The following is an 18,471-nucleotide window of genomic DNA, read 5'->3' as shown; positions in this document are numbered from 1 at the left end:
TCCGAAAAGCCGAACAATGAGCCCTGGCTTCAGTTACAGGCACCTTTATTATTTTTGGGTTGTCGCCAAAGAAGGAGGCATGGCCCGTGCTGCCGAGCGCCTGGGCATGGCTGTACAAACTGTTAGCACCCAGGTTCGTGAGCTGGAGCGGTCACTGGGCTATGCACTGCTCAAACCTGCAGGGCGAGGCGTTGTCCTGACAGACGCAGGACTTGCCGCCATGCGACAGGCAGAGCAAATCTTCCAGCTAGGGGAACAGCTGCCTGCGGTAGTGCGTGACGCAGTGGGCATGCCGACCATGCGTTTGATCGTCGGTATCGCCGACGAGTTGCCCGAACTGGCGGTGCGAAGCCTGATGCAACCTGTGATGCAGGAACCCCATCTTCGACTTTTGTGCTTGGTTGACGAATTCGAGGATTTGCTGGCCGACCTGGCCTTGCATCGACTTGATGTCGTTCTTGCCGACCGGGCAGCTCCTCCAAACCCCAACCTCAAGGTCTATAGCCACTCTCTGGGCTCATCCCCATTGGCCTGGTACGCACCTGCCTCCTTGTTTGCAGCAGCTCGGCAAGACTTTCCGCAGTCTCTGGCCAAAGTTCCCGTACTTCTGCCAACGGCCCATGCGGCAGTGCGCGCAAGGCTTGATCAATGGTTTGAACGAGAATCCATCAAACCGCATGTCATAGGCGAGTTCGAGGACAGTGCACTGCTCAAGACGTTTGGAGCAGCTGGCATGGGTGTCTTTCCAATGGCCAGCTTGGTTCACGAAGACTTGACGACCCGATATGAGGTGAAGCGTTTGGGCGATTGCGAGGGCGTGGAGGAGCACTTCTTCGCGATTGGTGCAAGCAGGAAGGTACTGCATCCGCTGGTGCAAAAGCTTTTTTCGACCAGAGGCTAGATTTCCTCGAAAAGCAAGCGCTCGGCACTATCGGCGAACGAGGTGTGATGAAACTCGCCCCTGCGATCACAAACCGTCTATGGCCGAAATCCCCAAGAGCCATCAAAGCAGACTGTTGTGAAATGTGAAAAAAGCGCTGTGCTGACTTATTCAAGCACAATCTTTACAAGCTCGATATCACCAGTGCAGGTGCTTAGACAATATGAAATCAACTCATTGGTTTGCTATTGATCGTAGTCACTTCTCCAGCATCTCCTATGCAATGCTCTTCGTGGCTGGAGCAATTGCGCTCTCGATGGCGGCGATCTGCGCGGCTGCTCTTTATCAAAGTCGACTGGACACCATGAAGCACGCGGTGGAAACATCGCGTAATGTGGCTCTTCTCGCCGAAAATGATGTGGTTAGAAATCTCGAGCTCTATTCGCTGTCATTGCAGGCCGTGATTGATGGATTGAACGATCCCGAAGTGATGGCGGCATCGCCACATCTGCGCGAAGTTGCCTTGTTCGACAAAGCTGCGACTGCATCCTATTTGGGATCAATTCTGATCTTGGATACCGAGGGAAACATTGCCATCGATGCACAAAAAGTCAACCCGGGCAATGTCAACTTATCTGGCCATGATTTCTTCACCGTACATCGAGAAAATTCAGCCAAGGGACTCTATGTGGGAGATCCATACGCATCGCCGCTACATGGCGGCGCCTTGAGCATTCCCCTGAGCCGTCGGATTTCTCATGCAGACGGCTCTTTCGCAGGCGTAGTGCTGATCGATGTCCAGCTTGAATATTTCAGAAAACTATTTTCCGGGCTATCGCTGGGTGAGAATGGATCGCTCGCATTGATAAGAAAAGATGGTGCGATGATGATGCGCCAACCCTTTGATGCCAAGGTCATAGGGCGCAATATACGAAACGCAAGCACATTCAAGCGGTTCATTGCTGAACCTGAGGGCAGCTTTTCAGATACCTCCTACCTCGATGGCACTCATCGCCTGTACTACTTCAAGAATCTTCCGAGCTTGCCGTTCATTATCATGGTCGCGAAAGCGCACTCCGATATTTTCACGGCTTGGCGAAAACGTGCACTGATCATTGCCTGTCTGATGGGGGTGCTCACAGCGGCCTTTATCGGCTTGTCCTTTGCTTTCGTGACACAGCTCAAGCGACGAATACATGCCGAGTCGGAGCTAGCTCTGCTAGCTCGTACCGATGGGCTGACGGGCTTGAACAACCGCCGCAGACTCGACGAAATGCTGGATCAGGAATGGCACAGGGCAAGACGAAACCATAGTATTTTTTCATTGCTATTCGTCGACATTGACAGGTTCAAGGCCTACAACGACACATACGGACACCAAGCTGGGGATGACGTCATCGCAACCATAGCCAAATGCATTGGTGACAATATTCGCAGGCCGGGAGATATCGCAGCTCGTTACGGAGGCGAGGAGTTCATCGTTGTTTTGCCGGATACGTCTCTAGAGGGCGCTTCATGCCTTGCAGAAAGCATCCGCGCCGCCGTTTCGCAACTCTCTGTCGAGCACTCCGGAAGCGAATTCGGCTACATCACCGTCAGCATTGGTTGTGCGGCATGGGAGCCAGAACACGATGCAGACGTAGCCTCGGTGATCCGTTCGGCCGATGAGGCGCTGTACAAGGCCAAGACGACAGGTCGCAACAAAGTTGTTGTATTCACCAAAAGTCCGACACAGCGAGCAGCAGACTTTCGGGACACAACGCAAAGCCATAGCCAGTCCCTGATCTGAATCCGTCCTGGAAGTAGGACCAGTGCTGGTGCTCGATGAACCTAAGAAAGAATGACGAAAGGTTGCAATGCCGCTCAACAATGTCTGCTTGTCTTGGCTGCAGCAAAGGCCGCAACGGCTCTTGCCGACGGCCAGAAGCTGTCTGTCACAAACTTCAGCTTCTGCGCTGGTGAGCTGCCTTACGATCAACGCGAAAACTGCCACTACGTTCCCAGCGAACCACTCGACCGACATCGAGTTGAGGAGCAGGCTGCATGTGCATTGGCTGCTCAGGTTCCCGGTCGCCACAGGCAATGTTGAAAGGCCATGCTCAGCCTGATTGCTGGAGCGTGATCTGCGAGCTCAAGGGGTCCAGGCTGAGAGCACTGCTGCCACCGGCCCTGCGGGCATTGTGAGTGCGGCGCCAGCTCCGCATCTAACGGTCAATTCAGCAGGAGTGAAGAGATGTCATATATCGATGGTTTCGTGATCGCTGTCCCCACTGCCAACAAGCAGAAGTTCATAGAGCACGCGCGCAAGCTCGACCCGATATTCATCGAGCTGGGCGCAATCAGGGTGATCGAGGCTTGGGGAGATGACGTCCCCGATGGCAAAGTTACCGACTTCCGCCGCTCGGTTCAGGCCACGGCCGAGGAGACGGTGGCTTTTTCATGGGTCGAATGGCCGGACAAGGCCACGCGCGACGCAGCCATGAAGAAGATGATGGAAGACCCACGCATGGACCCATCCGCCCCCGGCAACCCGCCCATGCCCTTCGACGGCAAGCGCATGATCTTTGGGGGTTTCGAGCAGGTCGTCGAAGTGAAGCCCTGAGGTCTGATATTCAGCTCATTGAGCTGTCAGGTTCAAGCCCAGGCGACATCACCCTCTCACCAGTTGCTTGATGCAATGCAGCTTGGTCTCCACCTAGCTGCGCCGGTGATCCCCGCGCCAGCCATGGCATGCCTTGCGTCCAAAGCGCCTGCATGCTGCAGTCGCTCTCATCGCGATGCACAAAGACATCGCCTTTGCGCATCCGGGCATTCTCTCTCGGGCGAGTGATGGGTGTGGTGGGGCGACATGCAGGGGGCTGTGCGTCATGAGCTCCACAAGCCGTGATGGGCAACCGCTACTTATCGCCGTGGGTTGTGCCTGCAATTGCGGCGGTACCGCCGCCCCGGGAATTTGAGTCCGGTGGACTCAGCAAGCAGAAGCAGCCCGCCCTCGCTGGATTGATGCACCGCCTGCCGATACCGGCTATCGCCGCCTCCGGCACAAAGCCGGAGCTGAGCGCTGCCTTGTACTGCGTTCGTTGGTGCTCGATAGCGGGGCTGGACTGCGGCCGCGACACTGATTGATTCAACAATGCCGCCGCAAGCATCTGCCGGTTACGCCCTTCGATGACGATGGCACCTGGGCACACATGGACACCCATATGTGGCCAGGGTGCATGTCAATCGTGCTTATTTGGGGGAGAACAGGAAGTTCATCACATCGCCGTCCCTGACGATGTACTCCTTGCCTTCGGCGCGCATCTTGCCGGCATCCTTGGCACCCTGTTCGCCCTTGAAAGCGACGAAGTCTTCAAAGGCAATGGTCTGGGCACGAATGAAACCGCGCTCGAAGTCACCGTGAATCACGCCCGCAGCCTGGGGAGCCGTAGCGCCGACACGCACAGTCCAGGCACGCACTTCCTTTTCACCGGCGGTGAAATAGGTCTGCAGGCCCAGCAGCTTGAAGCCAGCACGAATCAGGCGATTCAGGCCAGGCTCTTCCAGACCCAGCTCCTGCAGGAACATATCGCGGTCTTCGTCTTCCATCTCGGCCATCTCGGCCTCGATCTTGGCGCAGATGGCGACCACCGGTGCGCCCTGAGCTTCTGCATATTCCTTGAGACGATCCAGAAAAGGATTGTTTTCAAAGCCGTCTTCGGACACGTTGCCCACAAACATGGCGGGCTTGGCAGTGATCAGGCAGAAAGGCTTGAGCAGGGGTGCATCTTCCTTGGACACCGACACCACACGGGCGGGCTTGCCTTCATTCAGGGCTGCCTGAATGGGAGTCAGCAGTGCCACCAGCTTGGCGGCTTCCTTGTCGTTACCGGACTTGGCGGCCTTGCTGTAGCGATTCAAAGCCTTTTCCACCGTGGCCAGGTCGGCCAGGCACAACTCGGTCTGGATGACTTCGATGTCGGAAATCGGGTCCACCTTGCCCGCCACGTGAATCACGTTGGGATCTTCAAAGCAGCGCACCACGTTGACGATGGCATCGGTTTCACGGATATGGGCCAGGAACTGGTTGCCCAGTCCTTCGCCCTTGGAAGCACCAGCCACCAGGCCGGCGATGTCCACGAATTCCACGATAGCGGGAACGATGCGCTCGGGCTTGACGACCTCGGAGAGCTGATCCAGACGCGGATCGGGCACTTCCACCACGCCGGTGTTGGGCTCGATCGTGCAGAAGGGATAGTTCTCGGCGGCGATGCCGGCCTTGGTCAGCGCGTTGAAAAGAGTGGACTTGCCCACGTTGGGCAGGCCCACGATGCCGCATTTGAGGCTCATGGAAATTCCTTATGTATCAATGCACTACCCGGCACCACACCCATGTGGCGGAAGTGCCCGATCCGCATCGTCGCGAATCCGGTTCTTTTGAAGCGTGACCCATAGGCACTCTGTTCACCCAGAGTTTCGTCCCGGTTTGGCCACGGAAAGCCCCCGATTGTAATGACCCGGCAATCTCTGCTCATCTGCGGTAGATTGCGCCGCTGTTCCGGCCAGAAAGCAAAAAAGCCTGCGCAAAGACAGGCTTGGGAGAAAAAGTCCGGGAAATGTCGGATCAATCAGCGGTCAACGCCGGCGAACTCTGTCGCATGGGGCCAAACAGTTGCTCCAGCCCGGCGGTCTCCTCCAGCCGTCGGAACTGGGATTGCGGACTGCACAGATATTTGGTCATGCAGGGAGTCCGACAGCTGCGCATCAAGGCGGGCACCTTCTGGGCAAACTCCAGCACCCAGTCTCCGGCCTCACAGCCAATATGGCCATGACCGTCCGGCAGACAGAAATCTCTGTCAGGGGCACGAAAAGTCAGGCGAGCGATCTTTCCGGCAAAAGCACTGCTGCCGGTGAGAACCACGAAATCGCCAGATTTGAATTCAGCCATGCCACCCTCCCCTCGTTGCTGCTGCCAATGGCTTATTGGACACTGGTTCTGCTGCATCACTATTACAGGGATGCCCCAAGTCGTTGAGGGTCAAAGGCCTACACACTCAATCAAAGCGCAGATTGCCCGCCAGTTGCTGGCCCACAGCCAGCTCTGCTGCAGCATCCGCAACGTCCGGCAGACCCAGCACTATGGCATTCATACCAAAAGTAATAGCACCATCCACACGCGGATCTTGGCGATAGATGGAAATTGAATCTCCCACTGCCGTGCCGGGTACGGCGGTTTCGGGGTCTATATCGGGAATCGGGCAGCGCGTACAGGGCTTGCAGGGCAGCAGGCTCAGACCGGGCAACTGGGGCAGATCCAGCTGTTCCACACGATCTTCATCATGGGCCTCGATATCGGCAATCACGATATTCGGACGAAAGCGCCGCGCATCGACAGCTGCCTCACCAGTCTGCGTCAGTCGCTGATTGAGCTCGTCCACGGCCGACTGGCTGAGCAGCAGCAAAGGGTAGCCGTCGGCAAAATGCACCGGAGCATCGCCATCGCCCACCCAGCGTTCGCTGGCCCGGCGCGGTTGCGAACCATCAAAGCGCACCAGATGGCAGTCCTGCGCCAGAGCCCGATTCAGCCAGCTGCGTGCAGGCGCGGCCCATTCGCCGAGGTCCCAGGCATCGACCGTGTCCTTCCAGACCCGCGCACGGCATTTGTTGCCCTGTACCAGCAAAGGAATCTGCAAGCTGTCCATACCCGGAAAATGCAGCAGCAAGTATTCGTCCGTAATCTCGGGCCTGATCAGCGCCATACGCGGATGACTGCGCTGGGTCAAGAAATCGCCATTGGCATCGACCACCATCCAGTGCCTGTCCCATTGCAGGCCATGGCGCGAGAGCGCGGCCTTCGGCACGGCAATACCGGCGCAGGATTTGACAGGGTAGATCCACAGTTCGGCAATCCGGCCCTGCACGTCATAGGCGGTGTCGGTCATCACATCTCCTTCGATTACGGATTCATCTCTCATTTTGCCCTCTAGTCCCTGCCTGACCTGCACAGCCCGCTATCAACAACATAGTTGGCTGCGGTCGACGACCGCATGGCATGAGGTTTCCTCTATGGGCGCAGGCCCTGTCCGCGCCTCCTACAATGCCGGACATGGCGCAAACCTTTGATGTATGTATTCGTGGAGCCGGCATTGTGGGCCGGACCTTGGCTCTTTTGCTGGCGCGTGAGCGTCTGCGTGTGGCGCTGGTGGCGCCGCCACAGCCTCGATCCCCGCAACAAAAGGATGTGCGCGCCTATGCGCTCAATGCCAGTTCCAGGACTGTGCTGCAGTCGTTGCGCTGCTGGCCTGACGACGAGGATGCCACACCCGTGGTCGGCATGCAGGTGTTTGGCGATCTGGACGGCCAGGTCCAGTTCGATGCAGCTTCTCAGGAAGTGCCGGCACTGGCCTGGATCGTCGATGTCCCCGCCCTGGAGCAGCGCCTGGCCGAGGCCGTGCGCTATCAACCCCAGGTGGAAATCGTCAAGGAACCGGTGGAAGCCGCACTCACCGCTGTCTGCGAAGGCCGCTCGAGCAGCACGCGTACCGAATTCGGCGTAGAGTTCTCCGTCACGCCCTACTCCCAGCACGCCATTGCCACCCGGTTGAGCTGTGAGCTGCCGCATGGCGGCATTGCACGCCAGTGGTTCACGCCGGAAGGGATCCTGGCCTTTCTGCCCATGGGCGGTCCCGACGGTCACGAAGTGGCCGTTGTCTGGTCGCTGGAGCAATCGCTGGTGCCTGACTGGCTGGAAAGCGACGAAGAAAGTTTTACCACTCGCCTGCAGTCCATCAGCCAGGAGGCGCTGGGCCAGTTGGAGCTGGTGGCCGAGCGCGCCACCTGGCCTCTGCAGCAGGCCGTGGCCGACCGCTGGTGCGGACCGCTGGACAGGAACAGTCAACAAAGCTGGGTGCTGGCGGGTGACGCCGCCCACAACGTCCACCCGCTGGCCGGCCAGGGTCTGAACCTGGGCCTGGGCGATGTGCAGACTCTGGCACGCATCCTTCAGGAGCGCGACTACTGGCGCAGCCCCGCCGATCTGAAGCTGCTGCGCCAGTACGAGCGTGAGCGCAAGGCATCTCTGGCCCCCATGGGCCTGGCCATGGACGGTCTGCAGCAGCTGTTTGCCCGTCCCGAAGTGCCTGTGCAGATGCTGCGCAACTGGGGCATGAAAGGCTTTGAGCGCAGCGGCCTGCTCAAGTCCTGGATGGCCAAGCAGGCCATGGGTCTGCTCTGAGAAGACGGCTCAGGGAACCCTTGGCTCAGTCCGTACTCCAAGCAACAGCCCTGCCGTCCATGCATAGTGGATGGCAGCCGACCTCATTCTTTCCACGCTGCAGCGCGCTGCAGCCCACGACATCTTCCATGAAACTTGTTGCCTGCCTGCTGGCCACCGCCAGCCTGACCTTCGGCCTGAGCGTGCATGCCCAGGATGCCAACCTCAAGAAGACGCTGACCGAGCGCATTCCCCAGCTCGAGAAAATCGACGAGGTGCGCTCCACCCCCATGAGCGGCCTGTACGAAGTACGCGTGGGCACGGACATCTTCTACACCGATGCCAAGGGCAACTATCTGATTCAAGGCGAGCTGATCGACACCAAGGCGCGCCGCAATCTGACCGAAGACCGCATGACTCAGCTCACGGCCGTGGACTTCAAACAGTTGCCCATCAAGGACGCCATCACCATCGTGCATGGCAAGGGCGAGCGCAAGATGGCCGTGTTTGAGGACCCGAACTGCGGCTACTGCAAGCGCTTTGAAAAAGACCTGCAAAGCGTGGACAACGTCACCATCTACCTCTTCCTCTACCCCATCCTGAGCCCGGACTCGGCCGAGAAGTCGCGCAATATCTGGTGCGCCAAGGATCAGGCCAAGGCCTGGCATGAGCAGATGCTGAACAGCAAGAACGCACCAGCCGCCCAGTGCGACCCCGCCGCCATCCAGCGCAATCTGGCTTTCGGCCGCAAGTACAAGATCACCGGCACGCCCACCGTGATTTTCTCCAACAATGTGCGTGTGCCCGGCGCCATCTCGGCTGCCGAGGTCGAAAAGCACCTGGCCGCCGCCAAGTAATCCCTGTCTCATTGCCGGAGCAGCGTGCATCTGATGAAATTTCAGGCACGCTGCGATAGGTTCGCATGCTCCGGCCCGCATTTCTGGAGCTGCCATGACCTCTGCCCCCAATGCCTCCGGCATTCGCCCCGACATCCACTTTGCCGTGCAGGCCAGCGCGGTGGACGCCCATCTTTTCGATGTGGAGCTGCATATCGCCCAGCCTGCGGCACAGCAGTTGCTGTCGCTGCCGGTGTGGATTCCGGGCAGCTATCTGGTGCGCGAGTTTTCCAAGAATCTGCAGGGCTTGAAGGCCACGCAGAACGGTCAGCCCGTGGCCGTGCAACAGCTCAGCAAGAATCAATGGAAAATCGCCTGTAACGCTGATTCAGCATGCGTTATCAGCTATCAGGTTTGCGCCTATGACACCTCGGTGCGCACCGCCTGGCTGGATCGCCGGCGTGGCTTCTTCAACGGCACCAGCCTGTGCCTGCGCGTGCATGGTCAGGAAGACCGCCCCCATGCGCTGGAACTGCTCGGCAGCCCCGCCACCGAGGACTGGCAGGTGGCCACCGGCCTGACGCCTGCGCAAGTCGATGCCAGCGGCTTCGGCCTCTACACGGCGGCCCACTACGACGATCTGGTGGACTGCCCCGTGGAGATGGGCCGGTTCTGGCGTGGCAGCTTTGTAGCCGGAGGCGTGCCCCACGAGTTCGTGGTGGCCGGTGCCGCGCCCAGCTTTGATGGCGAGCGCCTGCTCGCTGATACGCAAAAGATCTGCGAGGCCGAGATCGCCTTCTGGCACGCCGACGGCAGCCAGCCGCCCATGGATCGCTATGTCTTCATGCTCAATGTGGTGGATGACAACTATGGTGGCCTCGAGCACCGCAACAGCACGGCACTGATCTGCGGCCGCCGCGATCTGCCGCGCAAGGGTGAGGCCAAGGCCGGCGAGGGCTATAACACCTTGCTGGGCCTGATCAGCCACGAGTACTTCCACACCTGGAACGTCAAGCGCCTGCGCCCGGCCGAACTGGCCCGCTACGACTACGAGCAGGAGAACTACACCGAGCTGCTGTGGTTCTTTGAAGGCTTCACCAGCTACTACGACGATCTGTTCCTGCGCCGTGCCGGACTGCTGGACAACAGCCAGTACCTCAAACTCGTCACGCGCACCATCAACCAGGTGCTGCAGACGCCGGGCCGCCTGGTGCAGTCCGTGGCCGAGGCCAGCTTCGACGCCTGGGTCAAGTACTACCGCCAGGATGAGAACACCGCCAATCACACGGTCAGCTACTACACCAAGGGCTCGCTGGTCGCTCTGTGCCTCGATCTGGCCCTGCGCGCCAACGGCAAGAGCAACCTGGACGATGTGATGCGCGGCCTGTGGCGCAGCAGTGAAGGTGGCCCCATCAGCGAAGCCGATGTACTGGCCGTGGTCAGCGAAGCGGGTAACCCTGAGATTGCCGGACAGCTGCAAGCCTGGGTTCATTCCACCGAGGACCTGCCGCTGCGCGAGCTGCTGGCCCGGCATGGCATCAAGAGCAAGGCCGAGCCCGCACAGCTGGCGCAGAAACTGGGTCTGCGCGTCCAGGAAAACCATAGCGTGCAGATCAAGACCGTGCTGCGCGGCGGCGCTGCCGAGCAGGCCGGCATGATGGCTGGAGACGAGTGGCTGGCCGTCGAGGCCGATGGTCAGCGCTGGCGCATCAGCAAACTGGACGATGTGCAGCTGTACGCGGCCGGCTCCAATCAGCTCACGGCCTGGGTAGCACGCGACCAGCAGATTCTGCAGCTGACGCTGAACCCGGGCAAGCTGCTCGCCAAAGCCGCCAGCGAGGATGCAGATAGCGCCAGCCCCATCAGCAATCTGGGGCTCGAAATCAGCGACAAGGCCGCCGCAGAGCGCTGGCTGACGGGCATTGCGGCCTGAGCCCGACCCCAAAGTGGCGCTGCTGTGCGACAGCCGGCAGCCAGACTCAGCGGTTATTCTTGGCAGCAGCCATTCATTCTTTAGCAGGAGACAAACTTGGCCTACGAAACCATCGAAGTCCGCGTGGAAGCGGAAAAAGTCGGCGTCATCACGCTGAACCGTCCCAAGCAGCTCAATGCCCTGAACGACCAGCTCATGGACGAACTGGGTGATGCGCTCAGGAAGTTCGATGCCGACAAAAGCATTGGCTGCATGATCATCACCGGCAGCGAACGCGCCTTTGCCGCCGGTGCCGACATCGGTGCCATGGCCAAGTACAGCTTTGCCGACGCCTATGGCGGCGACTACATCACGCGCAACTGGGAAACCATTCGCAGCATCCGCAAGCCCGTGATTGCCGCCGTCAGCGGCTTTGCCCTCGGCGGCGGCTGCGAGCTGGCGATGATGTGCGACTTCATCATCGCGGCCGATAACGCCAAATTCGGCCAGCCCGAGATCAAGCTGGGCGTGATTCCCGGTGCCGGCGGCACGCAGCGCCTGCCGCGCGCCGTGGGCAAATCCAAGGCCATGGACATGGCTCTGACAGCCCGCATGATGGATGCCAGCGAGGCCGAGCGCGCCGGTCTGGTCAGCCGCGTCGTGCCTTTTGACAAGCTGATGGAAGAAGCTCTGGGTGCGGCCATCATCATCAGCGGCTTCTCCCAGCTGGCCGTGATGGCTGCCAAGGAATCCGTGAACCGTGCATTCGAGAGCGGCCTGTCCGATGGCGTGATGTTCGAGCGCCGCCTGTTCCATGCCCTGTTTGCCACCCAGGACCAGAAGGAAGGCATGGACGCGTTTGTGAACAAGCGCCCCGCCAACTTCACCCATCAGTAAGCACCAGATTTTTCGCAAGAAATTTCAGCAAACCACTTGAAGCAGCCATTTTTTGCATATAATCGCTGTCTTCGGTCGTATAGCTCAGTTGGTTAGAGCGCAGCATTCATAATGCTGATGTCGTAGGTTCAAGTCCCACTACGACCACCAAACAGAAAACCGCAGTGCTTGCAAGAGCACTGCGGTTTTTTCTTTCTCCCTGCGACCGCTGCAGGCTGCACACAAAAAATCCCAACTTGGCTGCCAAGGCAATTTCTTCCTATACAATTGCGGGCTGTCGGTCGTATAGCTCAGTTGGTTAGAGCGCAGCATTCATAATGCTGATGTCGCAGGTTCGAGTCCCGCTACGACCACCAAATCCAGGCCCCAGTTGCTCACGCAGCTGGGGCTTTTCGCTTTTTACAGAGGCGACATTGCGCCGCACTGCTCTTTCTGCCCTGCAGAAATCAACGCAGTCCGCGCCGCCATGCTCCAGCCGCTCAAACCTCCCCTTCAAGGACTTTTTCGTGCCCGTTGCACCTCAAGGATGCTGCACGCACGCTGCGTGCCCGCGCGCTGGTCTTGCGCCCAGCGAGGGCCTGCTTTTTTCTGCAAAAGCCGGCCTGCAGGCACCCCAAGTCCGTCTTCGCTCAAGGACTCTCCCGTGACCACACAAACCACAGGCGCCGTGGCAGGCATAGCCGCGCCCGCCGCTCCAACAGAAGTCAACGGATACAGCTGGAAAGCACTCATGGGCTCGGCCGTCGGCTACGCCATGGACGGCTTTGACCTGCTGATTCTGGGCTTCATGCTCTCGGCCATCTCCAAGGACCTGAACCTCACGCCCGGCCAGGCAGGCTCTCTCGTGACCTGGACCTTGATCGGCGCCGTCTTCGGCGGCATCGTCTTCGGCATGCTCAGCGACAGATATGGCCGCATCCGCGTGCTGACCTGGACGATCGTGCTGTTTGCCGTCTTTACCGGCCTGTGTGCTTTTGCACAAGGCTACTGGGACTTGCTGATCTACCGCACCATTGCCGGCATCGGCCTGGGCGGAGAGTTCGGCATCGGCATGGCCCTGGCCGCCGAAGCCTGGCCCGCACGCCATCGCGCACGCGTCTCGTCCTATGTGGCTCTGGGCTGGCAGCTGGGCGTGCTGGGCGCAGCCATGCTGACCCCGCTGCTGCTGCCCTCGATAGGCTGGCGCGGCATGTTTCTGGTCGGAGTCATTCCCGCTGTCGTGGCCTGGGTCATCCGCAACAAGCTGCATGAGCCCGAAGTGTTCGTGGCGCGCAGCAAGAAGGAGCAGCCCTCGGCCATGCAATGCCTGAAGCTGCTGATGAAGGACAAGGCCACGCGCAAGATCAGCCTGGGCGTGATCGTGCTGACCTCGGTACAGAACTTCGGCTACTACGGCATCATGATCTGGATGCCCAGCTTTCTGTCCAAGCAGATGGGCTTCAGCCTGACCAAGTCGTCGGTGTGGACGGCCGTCACCATCATCGGCATGTCGCTGGGTATCTGGGTCTTCGGCCAGCTGGCCGACCGCATCGGCCGCAAGCCCACTTTCCTGATCTTCCAGCTCGGCTCCGTGATCTCGGTGCTGGCCTATTCCCAGCTCACCGATGCCACGGCCATGCTGTGGGTGGGAGCCATCATGGGTCTGTGCGTCAACGGCATGATGGGCGGCTATGGCGCCGTCATCAGCGAAGCCTACCCCACCGAGGCCCGCGCCACGGCTCAGAACGTGCTGTTCAACATCGGCCGCGCCGTCGGCGGCCTGGGCCCGGTCGTCATCGGTGCGCTGGCCATGGCCTACTCCTTCCAGGTGGCCATTGCGCTGCTGGCCGCCATCTATGTGCTGGACATGCTGGCAACGGTCTTTCTGATTCCCGAGCTCAAGGGCAAGGAACTTCATTAAAGATAGCTGCCATCGCAGACCCATCAAGCGCCAGAGCCTTATAGCCTGGCGCTTTTTTATTGCCGCTGAGTCAGCCCAAGGCAACAAGCCTCCGCTTGGGCGCCCGACGCAGGGGCAGCGGCCACACGAAGCGGGCATGTGTGGGGGCCGAGCACCTTATCTGCGCTGCCCGAACACTTCGCTGACCAATGCCCGCAGCCACTGGTTCGCGGGCTCCTGCGCAAAGCGCCAGCTCCAGTGCAAAGAGACATCGAAAGCACTCTCTGGCAGATCGGCCTGCAGCACCACATATCCGCCCTGTGCTTCAAAGGTCTCGGCAATCTCGGCGGGCATGATGACGGCCAGATCCGTCTGATGCACGATGGAAGGCACGGCCATGAAGTGGGCCGCCGACAGCCGCACCTGATCCTGCAACTCGAGCTTGCGCAGAATGCGCAGCGTCTCGGAATGCGAGCGCACGGCCACATAGTCGAGCCCGCGCAAATGTTCAGCGCTCAGCCTCTCGGCCTTCAAACCCTTGAGCGCAGGATGCCCCTGACGCAGCAACAGGGCGTAGTGGTCGGACAGCAGAACCTTCTGCTGCGTGCCCGTCACACCAGGCAGAAAGCCGATGGCGATATCCAGCGAGCCGCGATCCAGCGCATCGGCAATCTCGCCCATGGGCATGGGCAGGGTTTCGAGCTGCACATTCGGGGCCTTCTCACGCAAGGCCTGCATCAGCGGTGGCAGGAAGCGCGCCTCGCCGATATCGCTGAGGTGAATGCGAAAGCACTGATTCGCCTGCAAGGGATCAAAACTGTGTGCCTCTGCCAAGGCCACCTCCAGCGTTGCCAGCGCAGTTCTTACCGCCTGAGCCAACCGCTCGGCACGGGGCGTGGGGCGTACGCCCCCATGCATGCGCTCGAACAGCGGATCGCCCAGCAAATGGCGCAGCCGCGTCACCGCCTGACTGGCTGCGGGCTGGGAAAGACCCAGCTCCTGCGAAGCGCGGCTGACGCTGCCGTGGCGGAACACCGCATCGAAAACACGCAAGAGATTGAGATCCAGACCTGATATATCCATTAAACGAATATCTCTTAGATGATTTATTCAATTGCTGGAAATTATCTCCAAAGGCAGGATTGATGCCAACAGTGCCAAGGCCCAGTGCCAGCCCCATCCAAGGAGAATTTTTTGCCTGCCAACACCGCCCCCAATGCCCAGGCCGCCGAGGTCTTCACCGTACGCCACGCCGTCATCAACATGCTGCGCGAGCTGGGCATGACGCGCATCTTCGGCAACCCGGGCTCCACCGAGCTGCCTCTGTTTCGCGACTATCCCGAGGACTTCTCATACATCCTCGGTCTGCAGGAAACCGTGGTCGTGGGCATGGCAGACGGCTATGCCCAGGCCACGCGCAATGCCAGCTTCGTGAACCTGCACTCGGCCGCCGGCGTGGGCCACGCCATGGCCAATATCTTCACGGCCTTCAAGAACCGCACGCCCATGGTCATCACGGCCGGCCAGCAGACGCGCTCGCTGCTGCAGTTCGACCCCTTCCTGCATTCCAACCAGGCCGCAGAGCTGCCCAAGCCCTATGTGAAGTGGAGCTGCGAACCCGCGCGTGCTGAGGACGTGCCCCAGGCCCTGGCCCGGGCCTACTACATTGCCATGCAGGAGCCGCGCGGCCCGGTCTTCGTCTCCATTCCCGCCGATGACTGGGATGTGCCCTGCGAGCCCATCACGCTGCGCAAAGTCGGCTTCGAGACCCGACCCGACCCACGCCTGCTGGACAGCATAGGCCAGGCGCTGGAGAGTGCGCGCACACCGGCCTTCGTGGTCGGAGCGGCCGTGGACCGCAGCCAGGCCTTCGAGGCCGTCCAGGCCCTGGCCGAACGCCACCAGGCGCGCGTCTATGTGGCCCCCATGAGCGGACGCTGTGGCTTTCCCGAGGACCATGCGCTGTTCGGTGGCTTCCTGCCGGCCATGCGCGAGCGCATCGTGGACAGGCTCTCGGGCCATGACGTGGTCTTCGTCATCGGCGCACCGGCCTTCACCTACCACGTCGAAGGCCATGGCCCCTTCATCGCCGAAGGCACGCAGCTGTTCCAGCTCATCGAGGACCCCGCCATCGCCGCCTGGGCCCCCGTGGGCGACGCTGCCGTGGGCAATATCCGCATGGGCGTGCAGGAGCTGCTGGCCCGCCCCCTGGCGCGTCCGCGCCCTGCGCTCCAGCCCCGACCCGCCATACCCGCCCCGGCGGCACCCGAGCCGGGCGAGCTGATGAGCGATGCCTTCCTCATGCACACACTGGCCCAGGTGCGATCGCGCGACAGCATCATCGTCGAGGAGGCACCTGGCTCGCGCTCCATCATCCAGGCCCATCTGCCCATCTACGCTGCCGAGACCTTCTTCACCATGTGCAGCGGCGGGCTGGGCCACAGTCTGCCTGCTTCCGTAGGCATCGCGCTGGCCAAGCCCGACAAGAAAGTCATAGGCGTCATCGGCGACGGCTCGGCCATGTACGCCATCCAGGCCCTGTGGAGCGCAGCCCATCTGAAGCTGCCGGTCACCTACATCATTGTCAAGAACCGCCGCTACGCTGCCCTGCAGGACTTCTCCAGGGTGTTCGGCTACCGTGAGGGCGAGAAGGTCGAAGGAACGGACCTTCCCGATATCGACTTCGTGGCCCTGGCCAAGGGCCAGGGCTGCGACGGCGTGCGCGTCACCGAAGCCGCCCAACTGCCCCAGGTTCTGCGGGACGCCCTGCGCAGCCCGCGCGCCACTCTGGTCGAGGTCGAGGTCGCCTGACCCGGCCCCGAGCTCTCGGAGACAAGACATGCACAACACACAAGAGCCGCAAGCGGCCACTGTCGGCATCCTGGGAGCGGGGGCCATGGGCACCCTGTTCGGCACCCGGCTGGCCCGGGCCGGCATCCCCGTCACGCTGGTGGATGTCAACGCGCAGCTGCTCCAGGCCATACGCGAGCACGGCGTGCACTGCGAGACCGACCAGGGCCCGCTGCACGCCGACGTTCAGGCCCAGCAGGCCCACGAGCTGACGCAGCCGCCCGCGCGCTGGCTGATCTTCACCAAGGCCGCCCACACCCAGGCCGCGCTGCAAAGCATTGCCCACCTGATAGGGCCCGGGACCCTGCTGCTCAGCCTGCAAAACGGCATAGGACATATCGAGACCCTGCACGGATTTGCCGATTCCCAGCAGATCGCCGTGGGTGTGACGACATGGCCGGCCCGGTTGCTGGCTCCCGGAAAAGTGAGTTCGCTGGGCAGCGGCAAGATCCGCTTCATGCCGCGCACCGGGCAGGTGGACGCCTGCTTCCAGGACTTCTGCGACGACCTCAACCGCGCCGGACTGCATTGCGAAATCGATCCCGAGGTCGAGACCGCCATCTGGGAGAAGCTGGCCTTCAATGCAGCCTTCAACGGTCTGTGCGGCATCACGCGCCAGACCGTGGACGGACTGGCCAGCCCCCTGGGCCGCAGCCTGATCCGCGAAGTCCTGGACGAGGTCGTTGCCGTGGCTGCGGCCAATGGCATCGCCGTGGACGCCCTTCGTATCCAGGCCACGGTGGAGGACGCCCTGAATCACCATGTGGGACACCAGCCATCGCTGCTGCAGGACCTGCTGGCGGGGCGCCCCACCGAGACCGACTCCATCCACGGCGCGGTGGTGCGCGCGGGCGAGCGGCATGGCATTGCCACGCCCATGACACGCACCCTGCACCAGCTCATCAGCATGACACAGCAGCGCACGCCATAGACCCCGGACTCGGCGAAAACGCATCGAAGGCTCGGGAAAGACAGCAAAACAAAGAGAAAGACAACAGGGACCGGGCCCACGGATTCAACAACAAGGAGACAACATGCGCAGAACCTTTCTCAAAGCCGGCGCTGCTTGCGGTGTGCAGCTCGTGCTGGGTGCGGCTCACGCCCAGCAGGCATCCGCCAGGCCCATGGAATGGGTGGTCGGCTTTGCCGCAGGCGGCGGCTCGGATGCCGTGGCTCGCGGCGTAGCCGAGGCCTGGGCCAAGCCCATCCATCGCAACATCGTGGTGATCAACAAGCCGGGCGCCGGCACCAACATCGCCGCAGAATATGCGGCGCGCTCGCGCGACTATGGCAACCTGGTCTTCACCGCCGACTTCGCCACCCTGGCCGCCAACCCGCATCTGTTCCCCAAGCTGGCCTACAACGCCGAACAGGACTTCATCCCCATCAGCCTGCTGGCGCGCTTTCCGCTGCTGCTGGTCGTCAACAACGAATTGCCGGTGCGCAGCTTCCAGGAATTTGCGGCCTGGGCCAGGGCCAACCCCGACAAGCTCAGCTATGGATCTCCCGGGCTGGGCACCCCGCATCACCTGGCCACCGAACTGCTGGCCCAGAAGATGGGCGTGAAGATGACCCACGCTCCCTACCGCGGCGCCGGCCCGGCCATGCTGGATGTGATCGGAGGCCAGATTCCCTTCATGCTGGTGGACAGTGCCGCAGGCCTGCCCCACATCAACGCCGGCAAGGTCCGTGCTATCGGCGTGGCCAGTGCTCAGCGACTCAAGAGCCTGCCCCAGACGCCCACGCTCATCGAGCAGGGCGTGGCCGGCTTCGAGGCCTTCGCCTGGCAGGGCCTGGTCGCCCCCAGGGGCACGGATGACGCCACCATACAGATGTGGTCCAGGACGCTGCAGGAAACCCTGAAGACGCCGGCCGTGCAGGCCCGTTTCGAGGCCCTGGCCCTGGAACCCCTGCCCAGCACCCCAGAGCAGATGCGCGAGTTCTGGCTCTCCGAGAAGAAGCGCTGGGGAGAGGTCATCAAGACCGCAGGCATCAAGCTGGACTGATCGATATCAATGACAAACA

At 61.1% G+C, this 18,471-nt stretch carries 15 protein-coding genes and 2 tRNA genes; 13 read left to right on the top strand and 4 right to left on the bottom strand.

The genetic code is table 11. From position 1 onward, the window contains the following. The first annotated feature begins 16 nt into the window (after positions 1–16). The 3 genes from V8Z78_RS16225 (at position 17) to V8Z78_RS16215 (ending at position 3,482) form a co-directional block, all read left to right on the top strand. Positions 17–901 carry a LysR family transcriptional regulator gene (locus V8Z78_RS16225; protein WP_003071066.1) on the top strand — a complete coding sequence of 295 codons (885 nt, stop codon included), beginning with the start codon at positions 17–19 and terminating at the stop codon, positions 899–901. A 202-nt stretch (positions 902–1,103) separates the two neighbouring features. After that, positions 1,104–2,669: a sensor domain-containing diguanylate cyclase gene (locus V8Z78_RS16220; protein WP_349731719.1), complete on the top strand. Its 1,566-nt coding sequence runs from the start codon at positions 1,104–1,106 to the stop codon at positions 2,667–2,669. A gap of 444 nt (positions 2,670–3,113) precedes the next feature. Next, positions 3,114–3,482, top strand: coding sequence for a DUF1428 domain-containing protein (locus V8Z78_RS16215; RefSeq protein WP_003071059.1), 369 nt, complete (start codon positions 3,114–3,116; stop codon positions 3,480–3,482). A 629-nt stretch (positions 3,483–4,111) separates the two neighbouring features. Here V8Z78_RS16215 and ychF read toward each other — a convergent pair. The 3 genes from ychF to V8Z78_RS16200 all read right to left on the bottom strand — a co-directional run bounded on the left by ychF (position 4,112) and on the right by V8Z78_RS16200 (position 6,801). Further along, a complete protein-coding gene (gene ychF / locus V8Z78_RS16210; protein WP_003071057.1) occupies positions 4,112–5,209 on the bottom strand; it encodes a redox-regulated ATPase YchF in 1,098 nt (365 codons plus the stop codon). A gap of 274 nt (positions 5,210–5,483) precedes the next feature. Beyond that, on the bottom strand, positions 5,484–5,807 hold the full coding sequence (locus V8Z78_RS16205) for a hypothetical protein (protein WP_003071054.1): 324 nt from the start codon (positions 5,805–5,807) through the stop codon (positions 5,484–5,486). A gap of 106 nt (positions 5,808–5,913) precedes the next feature. Next, positions 5,914–6,801, bottom strand: coding sequence for an MOSC domain-containing protein (locus V8Z78_RS16200; protein WP_349731718.1), 888 nt, complete (start codon positions 6,799–6,801; stop codon positions 5,914–5,916). A gap of 164 nt (positions 6,802–6,965) precedes the next feature. Between V8Z78_RS16200 and V8Z78_RS16195 the strand changes: the two genes are divergently transcribed. The 7 genes from V8Z78_RS16195 to V8Z78_RS16165 all read left to right on the top strand — a co-directional run bounded on the left by V8Z78_RS16195 (position 6,966) and on the right by V8Z78_RS16165 (position 13,617). Beyond that, positions 6,966–8,093, top strand: coding sequence for an FAD-dependent monooxygenase (locus V8Z78_RS16195; RefSeq protein ID WP_280007145.1), 1,128 nt, complete (start codon positions 6,966–6,968; stop codon positions 8,091–8,093). Between the two features lie 128 nt (positions 8,094–8,221). Continuing rightward, a complete protein-coding gene (locus V8Z78_RS16190; protein ID WP_003071046.1) occupies positions 8,222–8,929 on the top strand; it encodes a DsbC family protein in 708 nt (235 codons plus the stop codon). 94 nt (positions 8,930–9,023) lie between these two features. Next, on the top strand, positions 9,024–10,841 hold the full coding sequence (locus V8Z78_RS16185) for a M61 family metallopeptidase (protein WP_349731717.1): 1,818 nt from the start codon (positions 9,024–9,026) through the stop codon (positions 10,839–10,841). Between the two features lie 96 nt (positions 10,842–10,937). Beyond that, positions 10,938–11,717, top strand: a complete 780-nt coding sequence (locus V8Z78_RS16180) for an enoyl-CoA hydratase (RefSeq protein ID WP_179626843.1) — start codon at positions 10,938–10,940, stop codon at positions 11,715–11,717. 73 nt (positions 11,718–11,790) lie between these two features. Beyond that, a tRNA-Met gene (locus V8Z78_RS16175) sits at positions 11,791–11,867 on the top strand. A 129-nt stretch (positions 11,868–11,996) separates the two neighbouring features. Next, a tRNA-Met gene (locus tag V8Z78_RS16170) sits at positions 11,997–12,073 on the top strand. A gap of 374 nt (positions 12,074–12,447) precedes the next feature. After that, positions 12,448–13,617: an MFS transporter gene (locus V8Z78_RS16165; RefSeq protein WP_280030935.1), complete on the top strand. Its 1,170-nt coding sequence runs from the start codon at positions 12,448–12,450 to the stop codon at positions 13,615–13,617. 156 nt (positions 13,618–13,773) lie between these two features. Here the strand turns inward: V8Z78_RS16165 and V8Z78_RS16160 are convergent, their stop codons facing one another. Further along, positions 13,774–14,679, bottom strand: a complete 906-nt coding sequence (locus V8Z78_RS16160) for a LysR family transcriptional regulator (RefSeq protein ID WP_057093506.1) — start codon at positions 14,677–14,679, stop codon at positions 13,774–13,776. 111 nt (positions 14,680–14,790) lie between these two features. Between V8Z78_RS16160 and mdlC the strand changes: the two genes are divergently transcribed. From mdlC to V8Z78_RS16145, 3 genes are all read left to right on the top strand, one after another. Continuing rightward, a complete protein-coding gene (gene mdlC / locus V8Z78_RS16155) occupies positions 14,791–16,407 on the top strand; it encodes a benzoylformate decarboxylase (protein WP_349731716.1) in 1,617 nt (538 codons plus the stop codon). 28 nt (positions 16,408–16,435) lie between these two features. Next, positions 16,436–17,377, top strand: a complete 942-nt coding sequence (locus tag V8Z78_RS16150; RefSeq protein ID WP_349731715.1) for a ketopantoate reductase family protein — start codon at positions 16,436–16,438, stop codon at positions 17,375–17,377. A gap of 103 nt (positions 17,378–17,480) precedes the next feature. Next, positions 17,481–18,452, top strand: coding sequence for a Bug family tripartite tricarboxylate transporter substrate binding protein (locus V8Z78_RS16145; RefSeq protein WP_349731714.1), 972 nt, complete (start codon positions 17,481–17,483; stop codon positions 18,450–18,452). Positions 18,453–18,471: the final 19 nt, after the last annotated feature.

The organism is Comamonas sp. wu1-DMT (assembly GCF_040187805.1).
Classification (GTDB): domain Bacteria; phylum Pseudomonadota; class Gammaproteobacteria; order Burkholderiales; family Burkholderiaceae_C; genus Comamonas; species Comamonas thiooxydans.
Note: the sequence above shows the minus strand (reverse complement) of the source record. Positions and strands in the feature narration are given on the sequence as shown.

What these genes read in the sequence shown, in the direction of transcription:
- V8Z78_RS16225 (WP_003071066.1), top strand. Translation starts at nt 17, where the DNA reads ATGAGCCCTGGCTTCAGTTACAGGCACCTTTATTATTTTTGGGTTGTC.
- V8Z78_RS16185 (WP_349731717.1), top strand. Translation starts at nt 9,024, where the DNA reads ATGACCTCTGCCCCCAATGCCTCCGGCATTCGCCCCGACATCCACTTT.
- V8Z78_RS16160 (WP_057093506.1), bottom strand. Translation starts at nt 14,679, where the DNA reads ATGGATATATCAGGTCTGGATCTCAATCTCTTGCGTGTTTTCGATGCG.
- ychF (WP_003071057.1), bottom strand. Translation starts at nt 5,209, where the DNA reads ATGAGCCTCAAATGCGGCATCGTGGGCCTGCCCAACGTGGGCAAGTCC.
- V8Z78_RS16195 (WP_280007145.1), top strand. Translation starts at nt 6,966, where the DNA reads ATGGCGCAAACCTTTGATGTATGTATTCGTGGAGCCGGCATTGTGGGC.
- V8Z78_RS16145 (WP_349731714.1), top strand. Translation starts at nt 17,481, where the DNA reads ATGCGCAGAACCTTTCTCAAAGCCGGCGCTGCTTGCGGTGTGCAGCTC.
- V8Z78_RS16200 (WP_349731718.1), bottom strand. Translation starts at nt 6,801, where the DNA reads ATGACCGACACCGCCTATGACGTGCAGGGCCGGATTGCCGAACTGTGG.
- V8Z78_RS16220 (WP_349731719.1), top strand. Translation starts at nt 1,104, where the DNA reads ATGAAATCAACTCATTGGTTTGCTATTGATCGTAGTCACTTCTCCAGC.
- V8Z78_RS16190 (WP_003071046.1), top strand. Translation starts at nt 8,222, where the DNA reads ATGAAACTTGTTGCCTGCCTGCTGGCCACCGCCAGCCTGACCTTCGGC.
- V8Z78_RS16215 (WP_003071059.1), top strand. Translation starts at nt 3,114, where the DNA reads ATGTCATATATCGATGGTTTCGTGATCGCTGTCCCCACTGCCAACAAG.
- V8Z78_RS16165 (WP_280030935.1), top strand. Translation starts at nt 12,448, where the DNA reads ATGGGCTCGGCCGTCGGCTACGCCATGGACGGCTTTGACCTGCTGATT.
- V8Z78_RS16205 (WP_003071054.1), bottom strand. Translation starts at nt 5,807, where the DNA reads ATGGCTGAATTCAAATCTGGCGATTTCGTGGTTCTCACCGGCAGCAGT.
- V8Z78_RS16150 (WP_349731715.1), top strand. Translation starts at nt 16,436, where the DNA reads ATGCACAACACACAAGAGCCGCAAGCGGCCACTGTCGGCATCCTGGGA.